The following is a 17,168-nucleotide window of genomic DNA, read 5'->3' as shown; positions in this document are numbered from 1 at the left end:
ACCTGATGTTGCGTTGCGCCTTGCGCTGTGCCGTCTCAGTGGTTGCGCATTATAGGGAGATTCGATTCTGGTGCAAGGCTTTTTTTGAAGTTTTTTAATTTCTTTTCAAACTGATTAAAAACCAACCTTTAACGGCTAGTTATTAGCCGAAATAGCCTTACCTATGGCATTTTGAACTTTATTAAGGCATCAAATTGTCTAAGCTTACTACTTCTCTACTTTATATTGAGTAGTTTAGTAAATTGATAGTGATCCCATTTTAAGCTTTAGGTAACATAGCCGCCCTTTTCCCCACGGCATTCGGAGAGTAGTAATTAATGTCTTTTGCATTAGGTCAACGTTGGATAAGCGATACAGAGTCAGATTTAGGTTTAGGTACAGTTGTCGCTATAGAAGGTCGAGTTGTAACACTTCTATTCCCTGCATCGGGTGAAAACCGTAATTATGCAAAAGAAGATGCGCCAGTCACGCGCGTTATCTTTAATATAGGTGACGAAATACTTAGCCATGAAGATTGGTCTCTTTTAGTAGAAGACATAGAAGACAATGGCGGTTTAATTACCTACATAGGCAAAAGAACAGATACAAATGAAGAAGTCAGTTTACGCGAAACGATGCTAAACAACTTTATTAAGTTTAATAAGCCCCAAGATCGTTTATTCGCAGGACAAATTGATCGCGCTGAACACTTTGTATTGCGCCACCGAGCCCTCAACCACCAACACCAGCAACAGCAATCTGAGCTACGTGGCTTAATGGGCGCACGAGTTGACTTAATCCCTCATCAATTTTATATCGCAGAAGAAGTAGGTAAACGTCACGCGCCACGCGTATTACTAGCCGATGAAGTAGGTTTAGGTAAAACCATTGAAGCCGGCCTAATAATCCATCAGCAATTAATCTCTGGCCGTGCTAACCGCGTATTGATTCTAGTGCCAGAAACACTTCAGCATCAATGGCTGGTAGAAATGATGCGACGCTTTAATTTACATTTCAGCATTTTTGATGAGGAGCGCTGCGTTGAAGCATTTGCCGAAGCGGACAATCCATTTGAAACCGAGCAGCTGGTGTTGTGTAGCTTAGACTTCATCCGTAAAAAGCGTCGCCGTTTTGAGCAAGCTGTTGAAGCTGACTGGGATCTGCTGGTCGTCGATGAAGCTCATCACCTAGAGTGGCAAGAAGAAAAACCGAGTCGTGAATACCAAGTAGTAGAAGAGCTTGCCCAAGCAACAGCTGGCGTTTTACTTTTAACAGCCACCCCAGATCAGTTAGGTCACCACAGCCACTTTGCCCGTCTACGCTTACTCGATCCCGATCGTTTCTACGATTACGATGCATTTGTAAAAGAAGAAGACCAATATAAAGATGTCGCCGACACAGTTAACCAATTAGTCAGCGGTGAAGCGTTAGACCAAGCAGCACAAGATAAGCTGAGCTCTCTTCTTGCCGAACAAAATATCAGCCAAGCCCTTGCTACTATTAGCTCACCTAAAACCAGCGATGAAGAACAAACTAACACGCGTAACAATCTGATCTCACAGTTATTAGATCGTCATGGCACAGGTCGTATCTTATTTAGAAATACCCGCGCGTCGATTAAAGGGTTCCCTAAACGCACCCTTAATGCTGTGCCGTTAGCATTACCAGAACAATACAAAACTGCGATCAAAGTCGGCCAAATGATGGCAGGCAAAGGCTCTATTGAAGATAAAGCCAAGCAATTCTTGTATCCTGAAGAAATTTATCAAGAATTTGAAGGTCAATCGGCATCTTGGTGCGGTTTCGACCCACGCATTAACTGGCTACTAGAGCTATTACAAAGTAATAAACAAGAAAAAATCTTAGTTATTTGCGCCAAAGCCACTACCGCTCTTGCGATTGAAGAGGCACTACGAACGCGCGAAGGGATCAAAGCAACCGTCTTCCATGAAGGCCTTTCAATTATAGAACGAGACCGTGCTGCCGCTTGGTTTGCACAGCAAGAGGCTGGCGCGCAAGTAATGATTTGTTCTGAGATCGGCTCAGAAGGACGTAACTTCCAATTCTCTCATCACCTAGTGTTGTTTGATTTACCGATTAACCCTGACTTACTTGAACAGCGAATTGGCCGTTTAGACCGAATTGGTCAAAAGCACGACATCGTTATTCATGTTCCATATTTAGAGCATACCTCACAGGCCTTGTTACAAGACTGGTATCACCAAGGCTTAAACGCATTTGAGCTTACTTGCCCAGCTGCCCGCAATATTTATGAAGAGCAAAAAGAAACCTTACTCACGTTATTAGCGGCTAACAATCCTAGCCAAGAGGATATTGCCGAGTTAATCAGCGCCACTCAAACTCAAGAGCAAGCACTACGCAGTCAGATGGAGCAAGGGCGTGATAAGTTACTTGAACTCAACTCATCAGGCATCTTAAGTAACAGTGATGTGCTAGAAAAACTACAAGCTGAAGATGACAAGCCTGAATTTCCTTTATTTGCGCTTAAGTTATTCGACATTATCGGCATTAATCAAGATGACAAAGGTGAGAACTGCCTGGTACTTCACCCTACTGAGCACATGCTAGTGCCTAACATGCCGGGGCTGTCTTCAGAAGGCGCCACCGTGACATTTGATCGCAGAACAGCGCTAAGTCGTGATGACGTACATTACTTAAGCTGGGAACACCCAATGATCACTGGTGGTATGGACATTATCTTAAGCTCTGACACCGGCTCAACGGCTGTTTCACTATTAAAGAATAAAGCCCTGCCAGCTGGCTCAATTCTACTCGAATTAATTTACGTAGTTGAAGCACCTGCAAGCGAACATAGCCAGTTGCAACGTTTCTTACCCACCACACCAATGCGTATTTTACTTGATAAAAATGGTACAAATTTAGCAACCAGCGTAGCATTTGATACGTTTAATAAACAATTAACACCAGTGAATCGTCATCTTGGCAGTAAATTAGTCAATGCCTCACAAACTGTGATCCATCAGCTGATTAGCCAAGCCGAAGTAATCGCGAAACAGGAAATGCAAACTATCGTCGCCAGCGCGATTGAAAAAATGGAATCACAACTCAGTCAAGATAAAGCCCGATTAGAAGCTCTTAAAGCGATAAATCCGAGCATACGAGATGAAGAGATCCAATTTGTTGAAGAGCTACTAAGCCACTCCACCAGCTTATTGAATCATACTCAACTCAAACTTGATTCACTGCGCTTTATTGTTTCAACGCCGAATTAATTATCTCATCGATACCGAGTGCAAATAACTGAGAGATAAGCCTTAGCTAAGCCGAGACAATTCGCTAGACTGTTATATCAGTCTTCATTGTCTCGGTTAATTAATATGCTATTGAAAATATTTGCATCATTCCTGCTTACCGGCCTGCTCTTTTCCGCCTATTCTTTTTCAGCAGAGGAAGAACTGCCTACCGAACAAATCACCAGTAATCAAGAAGAGCAAGCACCAACCGAAACTGATGTTAATACTAAACCCACTAGCGATACCGCAAGTAATGATACAGAAAATATCACAGGCCAAAGCAACGCTGGCGACCCATTAAAAAAATGGCCTATCCCACCAAGCCAAGATCAATTGCTTGGACAAGATTTAACGGATCTTTATTTGCCTGAGCAAACTATAACCCTCGGTCAAGATCCTAGCTTCACTGTCGTGGTCTATCATTCCGAGAACTCGCCAACACTGGGCACAGTAATAGTTCAACCACAATGGGAAAGCACGCCATTTAGCATAAATAAAATGCAAATACTGCGCTCATTAGTCCGTAAAGGTTGGCATGTGATCACCCTGATGCCCCAACCCGCTTTAGCAACCACGACGGAACAGGAAGCACAGCAAAAACTGCTAACCGATTACTTAACCTTTACCGCTCAACGTATGGCAGAATTAAAACAACTTCCTGAACTACAAGTGGGATTCACCCTAGTGGTGGCAGAGCATGATATGGCCGCAATCATGTTGGCGCTCTATGCTCAGAATCTAAGCCCAGCCCCGAGCGGGCTTATTTTACTCAATGCTCGCTCTAACACACCCGCCATAAACAAAAAAATGGCACGAGACTTGACCGCCTTGAGTATTCCTGTGTTAGATGTCTATCAGCAAAATGGCCCACTTCATCTAGACCACAGTAGTGAACTGAGAGCGCAAAGAGCAAAAGCAAGTGGGAAATATAATTACCGACAGCTCGCGCTCACCAGCATATTTTTTAATGAACAGCTTGGCTTAGAGATTAATGGCTGGACCCACCACCTTGGCTGGCAGTAGCACTTTTAGCGCTAGCGGACACATAAAGGATTAACCACTATGAGCAGCAAAATCGTCTTTCTTGATCGTGAAACCATTCCGGCTCATATCAACATTAACAGACCAAACCTCTCCCACCTATGGGTAGAATACCCCTATACATCAGCAGACCAGGTAATTGCTCGAAGTCAAGATGCCGAAGTGATCATTACCAACAAAGTCGTACTCGATCAGACGGTATTAAAAGCATGCCCTAAACTTAAATTAGTTGTGGTGGCTGCAACGGGCACCAATAACATCGATCTCAAAAGCTGTAATCAACTCGGTATTGCGGTTTATAACATCACCCACTATGCCAACCAAGGTGTACCTGAGCATGCATTGATGCTAATGCTGGCACTGGCAAAAAACCTAATAGCTTATGACCAAGATGTGCGCCAAGGTCAATGGCAGCAAGCCAACCAGTTTTGCTTTACCGACCACAAAATCCAAAACTTGGCCGGAAAAACCTTAGGCATCATCGGAGCCGGCGCACTGGGACAAAATATGGCCCAACTGGGCCAAGCCTTAGGCATGAAAATACTGATATCGGAGCACAAAGGACTTGAGGCTATTCGTGATGGCCGCGTTTCATTTCATGACGTCGTAACGCAAGCTGATTTTATTAGCTTACATTGCCCACTTACTGAGCAAACGAGCAAGTTATTCTCAGAAGAAGAATTTATCGCAATGAAAGCCACTGCGTATTTAATCAATACGGCACGCGGCCCATTAGTGGATGAATCAGCGTTAGTTACAGCGCTTTTAACAAAACAAATCGCCGGCGCAGCAACCGATGTCGCGGCAACAGAGCCATTGCAAAACAATAGCCCACTCAATCAATTGCTTCATCTACCTAATTTTATAATGACGCCCCATATTGCATGGGCCAGTGATGAAAGCTTAGCCAACCTTTGTCAGCAGTTGATCAGCAATATTGATGGTTTTTATCAAGGCTCTCCACACAATAGAGTTATCTAGTCCCAAAAAACATTAAGATGGTTGCATAATTTCGCTTCTGTTTAAGCCTGACGCAGCCAGATAAAGTATGCTTTATGGCAAAATTGCATTTTCAGGGGGTGAAAATGCAAAGGGGATCAGGGCATATTCACTACGTTTTGCCGTAACAACAAACTATTTTACTTACCCCGTGTTCTGTTTGAATAACAAACACTATTCGGTCTCTTTAACTTGTTTTATCAGCTCGTACGCTTTTTGGATGTCTTGGGCTTTTTCTTTAGCCACTTCCATCATCTCAGGAGGTAGCCCTTTGGCAACTAGTTTATCGGGGTGATGCTGGCTCATAAGCTTTCGATATGCCTTTTTCACCACCGCAAAAGAATCTTGTTCCGTTACGCCTAAAATTTGATAAGCATCGGTTAACTGCTGCGCTCTTTGTTCTTTTGATGAACCTCTTCCCTGACGATGGAATTTTAGCTCAGCTTCTAACATAGAGATCAATCTAGCCAGGTCAGCTTGGCTAAACCCTAAAATATCAGCGACTTTGTCGAGTACATCCTTCTCATTGGGATGCAATTCCCCGTCAGCAAATGCAGCTTGCAGCTGTATTTCTAAAAACATTTGCAGTACATTTTTCCTGCCACGACAACTGGCAACAAACGCTTTCAATGTTTCCTCTAGGGGGAATTCAGATTCTTTACCTTGGCGAAAAGCTTCTTGGGCCGCTTGTTTGTGAGCTGCGTCTAGATTCAATCTATCCATTAATAAACTAGCCACACCAATCTCTGCTGCCGTTACTCGCCCTTTAGACTTAGCAATATGGCCCATCACAGAAAAAGTAGCGTGAAAAAACAGCTGTTGCTGACGTAATGCAGATTGCCGAGCAGCACCAATTAGGGTTTCCCGAAATCGACCACTTTGACCTAACGCTTTATCAATTTTATGACCTAACCAAATGCCAATTAGAGCGCCAATAAAATGATGGGCCAACATATAACCAAAGAAACCACCTAACAGCTTACCCCACATGTTTTGCTACCCCAGTTAAGAAAGATCGCCGCATTGTGACAAAAACCCACCCCAACAAGCAAACATCCACTTAAAATATCACTGCAAAATCCGTAACTATGTTGGCGAGCTAAGCTGATTGCTTTATCATAGGCAGTCAACTTGTTGCTCAGTCTAAGAACCAATTAACATTGAGCCCAATTTTTCGCGATTTAGAGAATTAGAATGATAAAACGGACGCTTGTTTTTGTTGGGCCTTTTCTCGCTCCAAGTGCACTGATTAACGCCGCGCCAGCTGAATCATTTGAAAGTAATGTTATTACTATCGCCGATCTTCCTTTAACTCAGCGTTGCTATGCCTACGTGCCAGAAGTGGTATTAGCTCCCGATATAGACCCTAATACTACGGAAGTTGAAGTATTATCTGACAGCACATCCAGCGAAGCCAACACCTTTGTCTATAAAGGCAATGTAAAAGTCACCCAAGGCCTTAAAGAACTCAAAAGTGACACATTAACCTACAATAGCGACACGCAGAAAGCCCAAGCACTAGGCAATATTCACTTTACAGATGGACAGGTCAGCATTACTGGAGCACAAATTGATGCTGACCTAAGTAATGATACCGCTACGTCCTATGACTCCCGCTATCAGTTTCATGGTAAAGGTGGCCGAGGAAAGTCTGATGAGCTCGAAGTTCTCGATAAGGAGCACTATAACCTGTACCAAGCCAGCTATACTTCATGCCCCCCTGGAGATAAAACATGGGAAGTGAGAGCAAAACAATTTGAAATAGACAATGAAGAAGAGTTAGCCACGGCTAAACATGCCACCTTTTGGATCCAGGATGTGCCTGTTTTCTACTTTCCTTATTTTAGCTATCCCATCGGCTCAAATCGTAAATCAGGGTTTTTGATCCCCAGTGTATCGAGTAGTTCAGACAACGGTATTACTTACGAGCAACCCATTTACTGGAACATCGCGCCGAATCAAGACGCGACTTTTACCATTAAGACCATGGCTCAACGAGGTGTCCATGGGCTCGCTGAATATCGGTATTTGTTACCGAATAATAACGGACAGTTTAATGCAGAGTTCTTAGATAACGATAAAAAAACCGATGAAGATCGCTATTTAATGCATTGGAACCATAACACTAACGTCGGCGGCCATTTTCGTTTCAACACCAATTACACCAAAGTCAGTGATGATAATTACTTTAATGATCTCGGCTCAACGGTCGGCTCTCGTACCGATAACCAACTGCTACAAACAGCAAGTACTGCTTGGCTAGAAAAAAATTGGAATGCAGAAATTGAAGTGCGGGACTTTCAAGTTCTAGGAGGCAGTGCACCTCATGTGGTGATGCCAAAAGTTGCTTTTAATGGCTACTACCCGACAAACTGGAATCATATTGAAGCAAACATCTTCGCCGAAATAACCAAATTTGATCACAAAGATGACAATGTATATGTCGGTACTCGCTATCATCTTCAGCCTAAGCTTTTATTGCCTTTATATAGCCAAGCTGCCTTTCTAAACACCGAGTTAAGTTATTTATTAACCCATTATCAGCAAACCATACCTGATATGATGAAAGAATCTTGGTACAGAGACCTTGATGAAGATGTTACACGCTCATTGCCTTCTTTTTCTATGCATGGCGGGTTTAACTTTGAACGAGAAACTGAATTCTTGGGCGAATCCTATACACAAACACTAATTCCACAAGTAAAGTACCTCTATGTGCCTTATCGTGATCAAAGTAATATTGGCCTTTATGATTCCTCTCCCTTACAGTTAGATTATTACGGATTGTTTCGCGACCAGCGCTATTCCGGCATAGACAGAATTGCTGATGCAAACCAAGTAACCGTCGGGGTGTCCACAAGTTATCTAGATGATGACTTCACCGACCGATTTAGATTTGCTATTGGGCAAATGTTCTACTTAGAGCAATCAAGAACATCACTTCCTAGTGATACCATCATCAATGATGACAACACCTCTGCACTCGTCGCACAAACAGACTTTAACTTCAATGATAATTGGTTTTTCCATGGTGGAATTGAAGTTGATACCAGTAGTAGAGAGTTTAGTCGTGGTAACACAACATTAGAACGCCGCTGGGCTTGGAACAAATTAGTACAGCTTAACTATCGCTACATAAAAGCACCTGAAGACAATAAAAATAACTATGTCAAAGGAGTGGTTAACCAAATTGGGACTAAAGCGGCATGGCCCTTCAACGACCAATGGAGTGCCATTGCTAGTTATTACTATGATGCCGACAATAAACGTTCCTTTGAAACTCTCGCAGGCATCAAATATGAAGATTGTTGTTGGGCGGTTAGCTTAGTTTACGACCGCCATATGAAAACCTCATATGGCCAAATTGGTGATATTAATAATAACTACGATTTATCCAGTTCAATTAAATTTCAAATAGAGTTAAAAGGATTAGCCGGTTTTGGCAGCAGCGCCAGCTCTAGCTTAAGCCAAGGGCTATTTAGTTACGGCCGTCCTTTTGCAAACAAATAATTTTTCTAACGAAGTAAGAAGATGATGATTAAAAAACTACTCAGTTACACATTTTCAGCCTCATTGTTTTTTGGCAGTGTAGGAATACAAGCCGCTCCTGTTGAGCTAGATAAAGTCGCCGCGGTAGTGAATAAAGATGTCATAATGCAAAGCCAAGTAGAGGCTTTATCAGCCGAAGTGAAGCGCCAATATCAAGCACAACAACAGCCGTTACCTAAGGCTTCTGTGCTAAACAAGCAAGTGCTTGAGAAATTAATTCAAGACAGCTTGCAAATCCAAATAGCTGAGCAGCTGGGAATGAAAATTAGCGATGCTCAATTAGAGCAAACCATTTTGAACATCGCAAAAGATAAAAATCAAACCCTACCCGAGCTGCAAGCAGATTTAGCAAGCCAAGGAGTTAGTTACGCCGAATTTCGTCACTCAGTTAGAGAAGAGCTGCTGATTGCCGAAGTTTCTCGAATCCAAGTTCGCCGCCGTATTAATATTTCAGAGCAAGAAGTCGATAATTTACTCAAAATGGTCCATGCGCAGGATGGTAAAGAGCTGGAATACCGTATTGGCCATATCATGCTAAAGCTCAATGAAGATGCCAGCGCTAAAGAGATAGAGCAAGTCACAAACAAAGCTGAAAATGTGTTAACTCGTTTAAAATCAGGTGCAGACTTTAGCGAATTAGCTTTGGCCGAATCTCAAGGTCCAAAAGCCCTTGATGGTGGTGACTGGGGCTGGATGAATATTAACGATATGCCAACATTATTTGCTAAAGCCGTAGAAGGGGCAAAAGCGAAAGATATTATCGGTCCACTCAAAAGCAGTAATGGTTTACACATTATTAAAGTTTTAGAAACTAAAGGGCAAACTAAAATAACTTCAACCGAAGTCAATGCGCGCCACATTCTCATTAAACCTTCAATCATTCTTAGCGATGAGAAGGCCAAGCAACTACTTGATAAATATCGTAAACAAATTATAGCGGGCCAAGCTGACTTTAGTGAACTAGCAAAAGCACATTCAGAAGACCCCGGCTCAGCGGTGAAGGGTGGCGACCTAGGTTGGGCAAATCCAGAAATGTATGTGCCGGCATTTAAAGATGAAGTATTGCGTCTGGATATGCGTGAACTCAGTCAACCATTTCGCTCTGTTCACGGCTGGCACCTAGTGCAAGTGATGGGTAAACGTAGTACCGACATTACCGAGCAAGCCAATAAACAAAAAGCTTATCAAGTACTTTTCAACCGTCGCTTTAGCGAAGAAAGCCAAAACTGGCTCAATGAAATTCGTGAAGAAGCTTACGTAAAAATTATGGACGAAGAATAAGTCATGACTGTCGCTCGAATTGTTATTACGCCCGGCGAGCCGGGCGGTATTGGTCCTGACTTAATATTGCAAATAGCACAACAAGATTGGCCAGTTGAGTTAGTCGTCGCCGCCGATAGTACTCTACTAGTTGAACGCGCCAAACAGCTTAACTTAGCGATTAAACTCATTGAGTATAATCAAAATAAGCCCGCACAGTCTCAGCGAAAAGGCACGCTTACGGTGGCACCTATTCAATTAGCTGCCCCCGCTGTGGCCGGACAACTTAACGAAGCCAACGGCCGCTATGTACTTGATACTCTCTCTTTTGCATGTAAAGGTAATATGAGCGGCGAGTTTGCAGCAGTTGTCACAGGCCCAGTACACAAAGGTGTGATCAACCGCGCTGGCGTGTCTTTCAGTGGCCATACTGAGTTTTTTGCTCAAGAATCTAATACCTCTGATGTCGTAATGCTGCTCGCTACGCCGGGTTTAAGAGTCGCATTAGTGACCACTCACATTCCTTTAGCTTACGTAGCCAAAGCCATTACACCAGAGCGACTGACCAAGATCATTAGCATTTTGAATGATGAGCTCAAAACAAAGTTTGCCATTGCTAAGCCTCGGATATATGTTTGCGGGCTAAACCCTCACGCCGGTGAAGACGGTCATTTAGGGCGCGAAGAAATCGAAGTCATTACGCCGACCTTAGATATTCTCAGAGGGCAAGGCATTGACTTAGTGGGTCCGCTCCCTGCTGATACCTTATTCCAGCCTAAATACTTAGAAGATGCTGATGCGGTACTGACCATGTATCACGACCAAGGGTTGCCGGTATTAAAATACAAAGGCTTTGGAAATTCCGTCAATATCACTCTAGGCTTACCTTTTATTCGCACTTCGGTGGATCACGGAACAGCAATTGATCTTGCAGGTACCGGCCAAGCAGATGCAGGCAGTATGTTCACCGCACTTAATCAAGCCATTGAGATGGTCGAGAAAAAACAATTATGAATTCAAAAGTACACCAAGGTCACCGAGCAAGAAAACGTTTCGGTCAAAACTTCCTTCATGATCAACATGTAATTGACTGTATTGTCGCGGCTATTCACCCCAAAAATGATCAAACCTTGGTTGAAATCGGCCCAGGCCTTGGCGCCCTTACCGAGCCAGTAGCAAGTTTAATTGATAAGTTAAATGTCGTTGAGCTCGATAAAGACTTAGCTCAGCGGTTAGAGTCACACCCGTTTATTCGTGACAAACTAACCATACATCAAGCAGATGCCATGCGCTTTGACTTTTCAAGCTTACTTGAAGAGGGCAAAAAGCTACGCGTCTTTGGCAACTTACCATACAATATTTCAACGCCATTAATGTTTCACCTGTTCAGTTTTGCAAACAAAGTTCAAGACATGCACTTTATGTTGCAAAAAGAAGTAGTGAACCGCCTCGCTGCAGGTCCAGGAAGTAAAGCCTTTGGCCGTTTGTCAGTCATGGCGCAATATTACTGTGCTATTACACCGGTTTTAGAAGTGCCACCGGGCGCCTTTAAACCGGCACCTAAAGTTGATTCAGCGGTGGTACGTCTAGAGCCTTATGACCAACTGCCATTTGTTGCACACGATGTGAAACTACTAAACAAAGTGTGTACCATGGCGTTTAACCAGCGCCGTAAAACGCTACGTAACAGTTTAAAAAAGCTATTCACCGAAGAGCAACTGGAAGCTTTGGGAATCGATGCCAACAACCGACCTGAAACAGTTTCTGTTGAACAATATGTAAAACTAGCTAACTGGCTTTATGAGAACCCACCTGCTGAATTGGATGAGGAATAAGATGGGCGCAGAGCAAATTCAAATCAGTGTAAAAACGGTGTATATTCCGGCGCAATCTGAGCCAGAGCAAAACCGCTACGTATTTGCTTACACCATTACCATTCGTAATAACGGCGATCAAGCAATGCAACTTTTGCACCGCCACTGGTTGATCACTGATGCTGAGGGCAAAGAAACCGAAGTAGAAGGACCAGGCGTAGTTGGCCAACAGCCCGATATTTTACCCGGTAGTGCCTTTGAATATACCAGTGGCACCGTGCTCGATACGCCACTAGGAGTCATGCAAGGTAGCTATACGATGCAAAGTAAAGATAATGCACTGCATCAAATCAGTATTCCAGCGTTTCGTTTGGCGCTACCTAATATTCTGCATTAATTATGGCGACTTATATCGTTGGCGACATTCAAGGTTGCTTTCCAGAACTACAGTCATTGCTTGAACTCGTTAATTTTAACGCGCAACGCGATGAATTGTGGCTTGCCGGTGACCTTGTCGCTCGTGGGCCACAGTCACTTGAAACCCTTCGCTTTGTCAAAAACCTAGGTGAAAGCGCAAAGATCGTGCTAGGTAATCACGATCTACACTTACTGGCTGTTTCATTAGGCTACGCCAAACAAAAGAAGAAAGATCTCACCGCAGAAATCTTTTCTGCGCCCGATTGCGAAGAAATTCTAGGTTGGTTAAGGCAACAGCCTTTAATCAGAAAACATCCAGAGCATGGCTTTATTATGGTTCATGCAGGAATTTCACCACAGTGGACACCCGAGCAAGCCATTGAGCTCGCTCAAGAAGTCCATCAAGTTTTAGCCAGCCCTCAATACAGTGATTTTTTCGCGAATATGTACGGTAACCACCCAACTTACTGGACGCCGGATTTAACGGGGTTTGAGCGGCTGCGCTTTATTGTCAATGTGCTCACCCGTATGCGCTATTGCTACCAAGATGGCAGTTTAGATTTTGCCAACAAGCAGCCACCTCTGGGCAATACAAACGAAGCGCTACAGCCATGGTTTGACGTCGCAGGAGAGCATGTTGGCTCTGTCCCCATATTATTTGGCCACTGGGCTGCATTAATGGGTAAAACCGCGAGAAAAGATGTGATAGGGCTAGATACAGGCTGTGTTTGGGGCAATCGCCTGACCATGCTGCGCTGGGACGACCAACAGTTTTTTTCATTGCCGAGCATGAAGGTAGCTGACGCTCATATAGCAAACCTATGAGCGCAGCTTTACTAAACTTACTGGGCTAAGCGTGCCAACTTAGTGAATACCAAGTCATACTGATTTTTTTCATCTGCAGGGTGAAAGCCTAGTTGCTCAGATTGCCAGTTACTTTGTGCTTCATAATCAGGAAACTGAGTATCGCCTGCAATATCCGCCTGAATAAAAGTAAGAAATAAAGTATCAGCAAGAGGCAAGAAAGCCTGGTAAATAGCCCCACCACCAATAATCATAATCTCATCGTGATCCTGCAGCAATTCTAATGCGGCTTCAGGACTTGTAACACACGTCACCCCTGCTGCCTGCCAACTGTCATCACGAGAAATCACAATATTCAACCGACCTGGTAAAGGACGTCCTATCGATTCATAAGTACGACGCCCCATCACCACAGGTTTACCAAGTGTAGTTTGCTTGAAAAACGCTAAATCAGCTGGCAAGTGCCACGGCATCTGATTATCTTTACCTATTATGCGATTATTGGCCATTGCCGCAATCATGGCTATTTTCATCTTGTTTTTGTACCTACTTAAACAATGGGGCGACCACGATAAATCAAAACAGAAGGGATCGCGAGCCCAAAACTAAGTGCAATTAAGATAAATAAAGTTTTAAGGCCATTTTCAATCACAGTTTGTAGTAGTTGGTAAGTAAAGCCACCCGAGTTCATCTCCACAAGTCCCAACATGGTAGCAAAGGCATAACTGCCTGGGATCATCGGGATCGCCGCCGCAACAGTAAATACAGGCCTAGGGATCAAATGCTTGCGCGACCAATATAAACCAATAAAGCCAATTAATGTGGTAGCAACCAGTGAGGCCCATTCAATCGGTAAACCAAAATGCATCGTCAGAGTCCGAAAGCCATGGCCAATCGCACCAGCAACCGCACAATACACGAGCATGTGCTTGGGCACGTTAAACACCATGGCAAAACCGACTGCTGGGATCGCCGCCCAAAACATATCGTCAACAAGCAAAAATAGTAAATCCATTAACTTAACCATCCCATCACATTTGTCACACCCATTGCAGCAAAGATACCTGCAGCCACGCTAAAAGTAAGCAAGGTTGCAGCTGTCCAACGGGCAATGCCCATATTAATGTGACCCTTAACCATATCTGAAACCGCATTAATCAATGGGAAACCGGGTACTAATAGCAATACACAAGCCGCCATGGCTAAATCAGGACGATTACCAAGCTGATAGATAACGCCAAAGCTAGAAATTAACGTGGCGATAAAGGCGGTGACAGCAAAATTAATAAAAGGGTTATGATGGCGATGAGCCAATTCTTGACGCACAAACATGGCTGTGGCCGAAGCAACAAAAGTAACCGCAAAGGCCCACCAATCGCCGCCAAACAGGTGACTAAAGCTGGCACAGGATAAACCTATCATCAACACAACAAGCCAACGGTTATACTTCATCGGTTTGAGTTTATCGAGCTTCTTATTGACATCAGCAGCACGAAGTAACTGCTTTTCCGCCATCACGCAAATACGCTGCACATCACACACCATTTGCATATTAATGCCCCGATCGTGCACCTTTCGGGTAGTGGTAATACAACGCCCCTCAAATAACGAGGTAAGCACTAAAGCATCTGCCGAGACCGCAAGTTCAATACTTTGCGCTCCCAAAGCCACTCCCAAACGCGTGGTTGTTTGTTCAATTAAACGGCTTTCAGCACCATGTTGTTGTAACAGTTGCCCCGCTTTAATCGCAATACGAGTTATTTCAGTCTGCTGTTGCTTAGTCAGCGGCACAGTACTGGAAAGGCCTACCATAGAAAACCCTCATTCAAAAAATCATAGGGTTATTTTAAGCAAAAAAATCGTACATGATTTATCAAAAAGCAAAAAAAACACAGATAGCGTGTAAACTTATTAAAGCTTAAGAAAGCAAAAACCGCACAGAGTGCGGCTTTTGTTTAGATGAAATAAGTATTTTAATTAAGGGGTATAAATAAACTCTATCCCTTCGTCATCTTCTTCATCCCAGTCATCATCTTCATCATCCCAATCGGTAGCTTCTTCAATTGCCGATTTATGGTAATTATCCCATTTAAATTCAACTTGCTCTTGGGTCTCTGACTCGTCAGACTCTTTTGGTAAGCTTTCCATGTAATCCGCTAGTTCAAGGCAAAGTTCTTTGGTTCCCTGCTTACTGGCCGCAGCAATTTTGTAATACTTATCTTGCCAATCTAACGCAGCCAGTACGCTATCGATGGTTTCTTGTGCTTCATCTTCTAGCACCAAATCGATTTTGTTAAAAATTAGCCAACGCGGTTTACTTGCCAATTTAGGACTGTGTTTTTCTAACTCTTCGATAATGACTTTAGCATTCTCGGCAGGATCGGATCCGTCGGCAGGTAATAGATCGATCATATGAAGTAACACACGACAACGCTCTAAATGCTTAAGAAAACGTACGCCTAAACCCGCCCCCTCAGCAGCACCTTCTATTAACCCTGGAATGTCAGCAACCACAAAACTACGCTCGCCACTTAAGCCAACAACGCCTAAGCTTGGGATCAAGGTCGTAAATGGGTAATCAGCTACCTTAGGTGTTGCAGCTGAAACAGCGCGTATAAAGGTTGATTTACCGGCATTCGGTAACCCCAGCATCCCAACATCAGCAAGTAACATTAATTCGAGCATTAAGTCGCGAACTTCACCTGCCGTCCCCATGGTCTTTTGACGAGGAGCGCGGTTTACACTGCTTTTAAAACGGGTATTTCCCAAGCCATGGAAGCCGCCCTTAGCGACCATTAATTTTTGGCCATGATGAGTCAAATCACCGATCACTTCGCCAGTATCTATGTCTGACGCACGGGTACCAACAGGTACCATCATGATCTTGTCGGATCCTCGCGATCCGGTACAACCACGACTTTGACCATTTTGGCCACGCTCAGCAGCATAAAAGCGTTGAAAGCGAAAATCGATTAAGGTGTTTAAATTTTCGTCAGCAACTAAATATACATCACCGCCATCACCGCCATCACCGCCATCAGGGCCACCATTTGGAATATATTTTTCTCGGCGGAAGCTTACCACACCATTGCCGCCGTCACCGGCCTGCACTTTTACTTTTGCTTCATCAACAAACTTCATTTCTTACTCCCGCCAAAAAATTCGCCAGCATTAGATAGGATCATCAATGCAGATCTAAATAGTGTTGGCTTATCCCATCTACTCGATGAATATTAGCCTACTTATCACTGAGACAGAGACTATAACAAAAAGTGATCTATCTCTCACTCTTTCAATGTCCACATCTAAAAAAATCTCAGTGTCTTAAAAAACAAAAAAACCCGCCGAAGCGGGTTTTTTACAAGTTATATGGTTACTGATTATTCAGCAACAATACTAATGTATTTACGGTTTAGGCGACCTTTCACTTCAAATTTCACAGTGCCTGTAGCAGTTGCGAAAAGAGTGTGGTCTTTACCTAGGCCTACATTAGTACCAGCGTGGAATTTAGTACCACGTTGACGAACTAAAATGTTACCCGCAAGAACTGATTCGCCACCAAAACGCTTAACACCTAGGCGTTTGCTTTCTGAATCGCGACCGTTACGAGTACTACCACCAGCTTTTTTATGTGCCATTTTTAAGTACCCCTATTAAGCGTTGATTGCAGTGATTTTCACTTCTGTGAACCACTGACGATGACCGGCTTGTTTGCGAGAATGCTTACGACGACGGAACTTAACGATTTTTACTTTATCGCCACGACCGTGAGAAACAATTTCAGCAACTACTTTGCCGCCTGCTACAAATGGTGCGCCAACTTTAACGTCGTCGCCATTTGCTACTAATAAAACTTCTTCAAAATCTACAGAAGCACCTGTTTCTAGATCTAGTTTTTCTAGACGTAAAGTTTGGCCTTCTGTAACGCGATGCTGTTTACCACCGCTTTGAATAACAGCGTACATGTCTATTACTCCGTGCTGGCTATTATTTTGAGCCAGATTACTTAATCACAATGGGGGCGGATTGT

The 17,168-nt window shown here is 43.6% G+C and carries 16 protein-coding genes; 9 read left to right on the top strand and 7 right to left on the bottom strand.

What is annotated here, in order from left to right; genetic code table 11:
* Positions 1 to 317 precede the first annotated feature (317 nt).
* The 3 genes from rapA (at position 318) to K1M91_RS19945 (ending at position 5,276) form a co-directional block, all read left to right on the top strand.
* Entirely contained in the window at positions 318 to 3,233 is a 2,916-nt protein-coding gene (gene rapA, locus K1M91_RS19955) for an RNA polymerase-associated protein RapA (RefSeq protein WP_232804018.1), read from the top strand.
* 105 nt (positions 3,234 to 3,338) lie between these two features.
* On the top strand, positions 3,339 to 4,277 hold the full coding sequence (locus tag K1M91_RS19950; RefSeq protein ID WP_232804017.1) for a DUF3530 family protein: 939 nt from the start codon (positions 3,339 to 3,341) through the stop codon (positions 4,275 to 4,277).
* 39 nt (positions 4,278 to 4,316) lie between these two features.
* The gene (locus K1M91_RS19945) at positions 4,317 to 5,276 is read left to right on the top strand and encodes a D-2-hydroxyacid dehydrogenase (RefSeq protein ID WP_232804016.1); all 960 of its coding nucleotides are present in this window, start codon (positions 4,317 to 4,319) and stop codon (positions 5,274 to 5,276) included.
* A 192-nt stretch (positions 5,277 to 5,468) separates the two neighbouring features.
* Here K1M91_RS19945 and djlA read toward each other — a convergent pair whose 3' ends face one another.
* Complete coding sequence (gene djlA / locus K1M91_RS19940; protein WP_232804015.1) at positions 5,469 to 6,284, bottom strand: co-chaperone DjlA; 816 nt, start codon at positions 6,282 to 6,284, stop codon at positions 5,469 to 5,471.
* 204 nt (positions 6,285 to 6,488) lie between these two features.
* Between djlA and lptD the strand changes: the two genes are divergently transcribed.
* Genes lptD through K1M91_RS19910 form a run of 6 tightly spaced genes read left to right on the top strand, consistent with a single transcriptional unit; the run spans position 6,489 to position 13,159 of the window.
* A complete protein-coding gene (lptD, locus tag K1M91_RS19935) occupies positions 6,489 to 8,804 on the top strand; it encodes an LPS assembly protein LptD (protein ID WP_232804014.1) in 2,316 nt (771 codons plus the stop codon).
* A 21-nt stretch (positions 8,805 to 8,825) separates the two neighbouring features.
* The gene (surA, locus tag K1M91_RS19930; protein WP_232804013.1) at positions 8,826 to 10,124 is read left to right on the top strand and encodes a peptidylprolyl isomerase SurA; all 1,299 of its coding nucleotides are present in this window, start codon (positions 8,826 to 8,828) and stop codon (positions 10,122 to 10,124) included.
* Between the two features lie 3 nt (positions 10,125 to 10,127).
* Entirely contained in the window at positions 10,128 to 11,117 is a 990-nt protein-coding gene (gene pdxA, locus K1M91_RS19925; protein WP_232804012.1) for a 4-hydroxythreonine-4-phosphate dehydrogenase PdxA, read from the top strand.
* Positions 11,114 to 11,938, top strand: a complete 825-nt coding sequence (gene rsmA / locus K1M91_RS19920; RefSeq protein ID WP_232804011.1) for a 16S rRNA (adenine(1518)-N(6)/adenine(1519)-N(6))-dimethyltransferase RsmA — start codon at positions 11,114 to 11,116, stop codon at positions 11,936 to 11,938. Before pdxA ends, rsmA begins: the two co-directional genes overlap by 4 nt.
* Position 11,939: 1 nt before the next feature.
* On the top strand, positions 11,940 to 12,314 hold the full coding sequence (apaG, locus tag K1M91_RS19915) for a Co2+/Mg2+ efflux protein ApaG (protein WP_232804010.1): 375 nt from the start codon (positions 11,940 to 11,942) through the stop codon (positions 12,312 to 12,314).
* A gap of 2 nt (positions 12,315 to 12,316) precedes the next feature.
* A complete protein-coding gene (locus K1M91_RS19910) occupies positions 12,317 to 13,159 on the top strand; it encodes a symmetrical bis(5'-nucleosyl)-tetraphosphatase (protein ID WP_232804009.1) in 843 nt (280 codons plus the stop codon).
* Between the two features lie 17 nt (positions 13,160 to 13,176).
* Here the strand turns inward: K1M91_RS19910 and folA are convergent, their stop codons facing one another.
* From folA to rplU, 6 genes are all read right to left on the bottom strand, one after another.
* The gene (gene folA, locus K1M91_RS19905) at positions 13,177 to 13,671 is read right to left on the bottom strand and encodes a type 3 dihydrofolate reductase (protein WP_232804008.1); all 495 of its coding nucleotides are present in this window, start codon (positions 13,669 to 13,671) and stop codon (positions 13,177 to 13,179) included.
* 17 nt (positions 13,672 to 13,688) lie between these two features.
* A complete protein-coding gene (locus tag K1M91_RS19900; protein WP_232804007.1) occupies positions 13,689 to 14,153 on the bottom strand; it encodes a threonine/serine exporter family protein in 465 nt (154 codons plus the stop codon).
* Positions 14,153 to 14,950 (bottom strand): threonine/serine exporter family protein, encoded by a 798-nt coding sequence (locus K1M91_RS19895; protein ID WP_232804006.1) that lies wholly within the window; start codon positions 14,948 to 14,950, stop codon positions 14,153 to 14,155. The genes K1M91_RS19900 and K1M91_RS19895 overlap by 1 nt, the downstream gene beginning before the upstream one ends.
* A gap of 165 nt (positions 14,951 to 15,115) precedes the next feature.
* A complete protein-coding gene (gene cgtA, locus K1M91_RS19890) occupies positions 15,116 to 16,279 on the bottom strand; it encodes an Obg family GTPase CgtA (protein ID WP_232804005.1) in 1,164 nt (387 codons plus the stop codon).
* 239 nt (positions 16,280 to 16,518) lie between these two features.
* Entirely contained in the window at positions 16,519 to 16,776 is a 258-nt protein-coding gene (rpmA, locus tag K1M91_RS19885) for a 50S ribosomal protein L27 (protein WP_232804004.1), read from the bottom strand.
* 15 nt (positions 16,777 to 16,791) lie between these two features.
* The gene (gene rplU, locus K1M91_RS19880) at positions 16,792 to 17,103 is read right to left on the bottom strand and encodes a 50S ribosomal protein L21 (RefSeq protein ID WP_232804003.1); all 312 of its coding nucleotides are present in this window, start codon (positions 17,101 to 17,103) and stop codon (positions 16,792 to 16,794) included.
* Positions 17,104 to 17,168 lie beyond the last annotated feature (65 nt).

Origin of the sequence: Motilimonas sp. E26 (assembly GCF_021278025.1) — a bacterium.
Classification (GTDB): domain Bacteria; phylum Pseudomonadota; class Gammaproteobacteria; order Enterobacterales; family CBDFNC01; genus Motilimonas.
The sequence above is the reverse complement of the archived record's forward strand: the minus strand, read 5'-3'. Positions and strand labels throughout refer to the sequence as shown.

Excerpts from the sequence above, each read along its gene's own strand:
- rplU (WP_232804003.1), bottom strand. The coding sequence starts at position 17,103 with ATGTACGCTGTTATTCAAAGCGGTGGTAAACAGCATCGCGTTACAGAA.
- lptD (WP_232804014.1), top strand. The coding sequence starts at position 6,489 with ATGATAAAACGGACGCTTGTTTTTGTTGGGCCTTTTCTCGCTCCAAGT.
- surA (WP_232804013.1), top strand. The coding sequence starts at position 8,826 with ATGATGATTAAAAAACTACTCAGTTACACATTTTCAGCCTCATTGTTT.
- rsmA (WP_232804011.1), top strand. The coding sequence starts at position 11,114 with ATGAATTCAAAAGTACACCAAGGTCACCGAGCAAGAAAACGTTTCGGT.
- cgtA (WP_232804005.1), bottom strand. The coding sequence starts at position 16,279 with ATGAAGTTTGTTGATGAAGCAAAAGTAAAAGTGCAGGCCGGTGACGGC.
- pdxA (WP_232804012.1), top strand. The coding sequence starts at position 10,128 with ATGACTGTCGCTCGAATTGTTATTACGCCCGGCGAGCCGGGCGGTATT.
- K1M91_RS19950 (WP_232804017.1), top strand. The coding sequence starts at position 3,339 with ATGCTATTGAAAATATTTGCATCATTCCTGCTTACCGGCCTGCTCTTT.
- djlA (WP_232804015.1), bottom strand. The coding sequence starts at position 6,284 with ATGTGGGGTAAGCTGTTAGGTGGTTTCTTTGGTTATATGTTGGCCCAT.
- K1M91_RS19910 (WP_232804009.1), top strand. The coding sequence starts at position 12,317 with ATGGCGACTTATATCGTTGGCGACATTCAAGGTTGCTTTCCAGAACTA.
- rapA (WP_232804018.1), top strand. The coding sequence starts at position 318 with ATGTCTTTTGCATTAGGTCAACGTTGGATAAGCGATACAGAGTCAGAT.
- K1M91_RS19900 (WP_232804007.1), bottom strand. The coding sequence starts at position 14,153 with ATGGATTTACTATTTTTGCTTGTTGACGATATGTTTTGGGCGGCGATC.
- rpmA (WP_232804004.1), bottom strand. The coding sequence starts at position 16,776 with ATGGCACATAAAAAAGCTGGTGGTAGTACTCGTAACGGTCGCGATTCA.
- K1M91_RS19895 (WP_232804006.1), bottom strand. The coding sequence starts at position 14,950 with ATGGTAGGCCTTTCCAGTACTGTGCCGCTGACTAAGCAACAGCAGACT.
- apaG (WP_232804010.1), top strand. The coding sequence starts at position 11,940 with ATGGGCGCAGAGCAAATTCAAATCAGTGTAAAAACGGTGTATATTCCG.
- folA (WP_232804008.1), bottom strand. The coding sequence starts at position 13,671 with ATGAAAATAGCCATGATTGCGGCAATGGCCAATAATCGCATAATAGGT.
- K1M91_RS19945 (WP_232804016.1), top strand. The coding sequence starts at position 4,317 with ATGAGCAGCAAAATCGTCTTTCTTGATCGTGAAACCATTCCGGCTCAT.